The 3,621-nt window shown below is 60.5% G+C and carries 5 protein-coding genes; 2 read left to right on the top strand and 3 right to left on the bottom strand.

Annotated features, from left to right (window positions below; translation table 11 throughout):
* A partial coding sequence (gene tnpB, locus NKI54_RS36005) for an IS66 family insertion sequence element accessory protein TnpB (protein WP_352694587.1) occupies positions 1-182 on the top strand: 182 nt, incomplete at its 5' end.
* Positions 183-210: 28 nt separating this feature from the next.
* Here tnpB (NKI54_RS36005) and NKI54_RS36000 read toward each other — a convergent pair.
* From NKI54_RS36000 to NKI54_RS35990, 3 genes are all read right to left on the bottom strand, one after another.
* The gene (locus tag NKI54_RS36000) at positions 211-2,271 is read right to left on the bottom strand and encodes a recombinase family protein (RefSeq protein WP_352694585.1); all 2,061 of its coding nucleotides are present in this window, start codon (positions 2,269-2,271) and stop codon (positions 211-213) included.
* A gap of 295 nt (positions 2,272-2,566) precedes the next feature.
* Entirely contained in the window at positions 2,567-3,019 is a 453-nt protein-coding gene (locus NKI54_RS35995; RefSeq protein ID WP_352458899.1) for a helix-turn-helix domain-containing protein, read from the bottom strand.
* A gap of 177 nt (positions 3,020-3,196) precedes the next feature.
* Entirely contained in the window at positions 3,197-3,472 is a 276-nt protein-coding gene (locus NKI54_RS35990; protein WP_352694583.1) for a DUF5372 family protein, read from the bottom strand.
* Positions 3,473-3,510: 38 nt separating this feature from the next.
* Between NKI54_RS35990 and tnpB (NKI54_RS35985) the strand changes: the two genes are divergently transcribed.
* On the top strand, positions 3,511-3,621 hold a 111-nt coding region (gene tnpB / locus NKI54_RS35985; protein ID WP_352694588.1), incomplete at its 3' end, for an IS66 family insertion sequence element accessory protein TnpB.

The raw sequence follows: 3,621 nt of genomic DNA, 5'->3' as shown, positions 1-3,621 counted from the left end.
AAGGTCCCGACGGCCTTTTGGCACTGGTGCGCGATGCCGGCTCGGATCCATTCAACGGCGCACTTTATGTATTCCGCGCCAAAAGAGCGGACAGGATCAAGATAGTCTGGTGGGACGGCAGCGGCGTGTGTCTTTATGCCAACGATCTGCATTCATACTACGTCCCTTTCGTCTTCAGTTGAGAGTTTTTGCCTGGCTGGCATTTTGCCTTCATGCGGCAGCGCGATCGACGAGCCGGTTCCATCGGCTGCATTGTTTTTGCGGTAGATCCGAAACGGGAAGTTCGTACAGGCAATAGTGCCCGTTGTAGGCGTGGCTGGCGATGAGGCCATGTTTGGCCCATCGGGTGACGGTGTGCTCGTGGATATTGAGACGCGCGGCCGCTTCCTGTTTTGTCAGCATTCCACGTTCCCGCAGGCGGTCATAGCGAGAGCGCAGCTTGTATTGGTGAACGAGATAGGCAACTCGCAAGGCCGTGAAGCGGGCGGTGTGGCGACCGCGGCGTGCGGCCTCGCCGGGACGGTATCCTTGCTGGTTGAGCAGTTCTGCGATCTCGGAATAGATGTGGTCGTCGAGGAGTTTATCGACCAGTTCGACGATGCCGGGCTGCGTCTTGATCTGCTGGGCGGAAGATTTTGGGCTCAAGGTTGTGAGCGTCTGGATCTTGCCGCCTTTGAATCGCACGTGAACCTTGGTGGTTCCTTCCGCCGGCAGCTTGACGAGAGTGACATCCTCGATGATGTGGGCAAGGAGTCGCTTGCGTTCGCGGTTTGGTGTGTCGGGATCCGCCCAGAGCTTGTTGAAATCCACCGTCATTGCGACCAGCCGCTCGCGGACAGCTTCATCAAGGATGAATTGATCGTGCTCCCGGGCACGCTCACGCTCTTCGCGGGCCTTGGCCAAAATACGGAGCTTCTCGTTCCATTCGCCTTCGAGCGTGTCGGCGACGAGACGATTGTCGGGATCGACCAGCATGAAACGGCGCTGGGCGAGATCGGCCTCGATCTGGGCGCGCTCGACCGCGCGACAGCGCAGCCGATCTGCTTCTTCATGCCGGGCTTGGATCTCCTTACGGACGTCGAGCGCCAGTTCGACGGCGGCCGGCGTCATCTGCTCGGCAATCAGCCTGCCGATGGCTTCATCGACAGGAGGCCCGGCGATCGACTGGCACAAGGGGTCACCGCGATAGGTATGGGCGCGATCGCAGATGTACCAGGCTTCCTGTCGGCCGCGCCGGGCAGCGTAGCGAACCCGGAAATGCCGGCCGCATTGCCCACATACCGCCCGACCTTGCAGCAGCGCCGGGCCTTCTCTTGGGATTGACGCTCGTGCCGCGTCATATCCTTGGCCGTTCGCCTTGAGAATCTTCAGGTTCTCCTGATGTTGTTCCCAGCTGATATAGCCGGGATGCGCATCGGGAATGCAGGCCGGCCAATCATCATTAGTTCGCGCACGCACAGTCTTCTTGCCGTCGATGGTGCGCCGATAGTGTCGCCGCCCATAGGCATAGGCGCCGGCGTAACGCGGATTGTTCAGGACGCGCACCGCGGTCGATGCGGTCAGCGGCCGAAACACCGTCTGACTGTTGTGCAGGCGTGACGGGAACAAAAGGCCTTCCGTGCGAAAGGCCTTGACGGTCTGGGAGGCGGATCCGACGCGAGCGAACGTCTCGAAGAAATGGATGATCGTCTCCCTGACTTGCGTGTCCGGATCGAGCACCACATTGCCGGAATGGTCATAGACCAGCCCGGTTGGCAGGGGACAGCGAAACTCGCCGCGCCTTGCCTTGTTGAGGATGCCTCCGCGCAGCCGTGCCTTGATCACATGCAACTCTGCTTCGCTCATGGTGCCCTTGAGACCGAGCAGGAGCCGGTCGTTGAAGCCTGCGGGGTCATAGACGCCGTCTTCATCGAGGATCAGGGTGTCGGCAAGAGCGCAGATCTCCAGCAGGCGCTGCCAATCGGCATTGTTGCGCGCCAGCCGGGAGACTTCCAGCCCCATCACGATCCCGGCGCGCCCCATGCCGACGTCGCTGACCAAACGCTGAAATCCCTCGCGCCAGGCCGCCGAAGCACCGGATTCACCCTGATCATTGTCGACGACGATAATCTGCTCGTCCCGCCAGCCGAGGGCGACCGCACGTCCACGAAGCGCATATTGCCGCCTGGCGCTCTCGGTGTTCTCGATGACTTGCCGCATCGAGGATTGGCGGATGTACAGGTAGGCGCTGCGTTCGACGTGATGAGGCTGGACTTTAAGGTGCGCATTCATGGTGACCTCCGGTCGTGGATGCTCATGGCTATTGTCGCAAGGACGTGAACGACGGCTGCGTGCCCGCCGTGCGTCGGCCAGGCGGTCGACGGTGGATGACTTTGTTCTTGCAGGGGATTTGCTGCTGCGGCCAGCGTCTGTGCCCATCCCCACATGCCCCGGCGCAGAAAGAGCATGAGGCCGCTACGAGCCTTGAGAGGCAGAGCTTCGCCGAGGGCTGCCCCGCGCAGCACCTCATACTGGGCCGCAATGGCCGACGACAGGATCGACGAACGCACCGATGCCGCGGCAATGTTCACCTGCCGGTTTTTTTTAATACCCGCTCGATCGTCCTGGGATGAAGCTCGACATCGAGTTCGCGGCGGACCAGCTTCGCCAGCTCCCGAGCACGAACGGGTTCGCCCGGGCCCAACTGCGCCTGAAGAAACGCCAGGACTTCGTCGTCGATTTTGTGGGGACCGCGGGGGCCCGGCTTCTTTGGTACCAGTCCCGCAATCCCGGCTGCGTCGAAGCTCGCCCTTGCCTGGTAATAGGTCGGCCTGGAAACGCCATACTCGTCGGACGCCACCGTCACCGACATGTTGTCGACGGAGACGCGCCGCAGCATCTCGTATCTGACCTGCACGGCGTCGTGCGGATCGAAGAACTCGCTGTCGCTGAACTTCGGATCGCCCACCTTCTCGGGGTTTGGATTGAAGGTGCCTTGTTCGATGAGGGCCTCCGTCTTCGAGCGCTTGCTGTCGGACATCGCCGGCTCCGAGTGTGGAAAGAAGCATAATCGTAAAGATGTTTATGCCGCTATTAGCATCGATGTCAAGGCGGCTTGTGCGATCAATGCTGAACGTGTAGCCGAAGTGCTGGGATATGCTCATCATACAAACCCTCCTGCGGCATAATCCGCCTTACAGATGCGGCATAATTATCCTTACAACTTGTCGAGTGATCGCGAAGCCGATTTACCAGAAAGGCGCCCGACCAGACTGGCCAGCTCCAGCAAGTCGACAGTACGCAAGAGCGCCCGCCCATTCCCCATGACAACTTCTGGATCCGGGCTCGCAAGATCAGTCCATTGCGGGGGAACAGACCACACGGCAGTATCGTCGGCCTGCAGCAAAAGGCGTTCGCCATGCCGATTGTATCGCCTGCCGACACATGGCAGCAGCCGCGAGAACAGAGGATGAAACGGATGCGTGATCCGCACTAATTGCGTAACTGCGTTCGTAGAGTCTGCATTCCCAAGTGAGGTACAAGCGGCTGGATGAGGCGAAGTTCTGCTGGCCGCGGATCGGCCACCACCGGGTCCAGCTCAATCATGCTCAGCTCATGGCTCTGGTTGACGGAATGGACTGG

It is taken from the genome of Mesorhizobium sp. M0663, assembly GCF_040320585.1.
In the GTDB taxonomy this organism is placed as follows: Bacteria; Pseudomonadota; Alphaproteobacteria; order Rhizobiales; family Rhizobiaceae; genus Mesorhizobium.
Note: the sequence above shows the minus strand (reverse complement) of the source record. Positions and strands in the feature narration are given on the sequence as shown.

Coding starts and splice junctions, on each gene's coding strand:
- NKI54_RS36000 (WP_352694585.1), bottom strand. CDS start 2,271: ATGAATGCGCACCTTAAAGTCCAGCCTCATCACGTCGAACGCAGCGCC.
- NKI54_RS35995 (WP_352458899.1), bottom strand. CDS start 3,019: ATGTCCGACAGCAAGCGCTCGAAGACGGAGGCCCTCATCGAACAAGGC.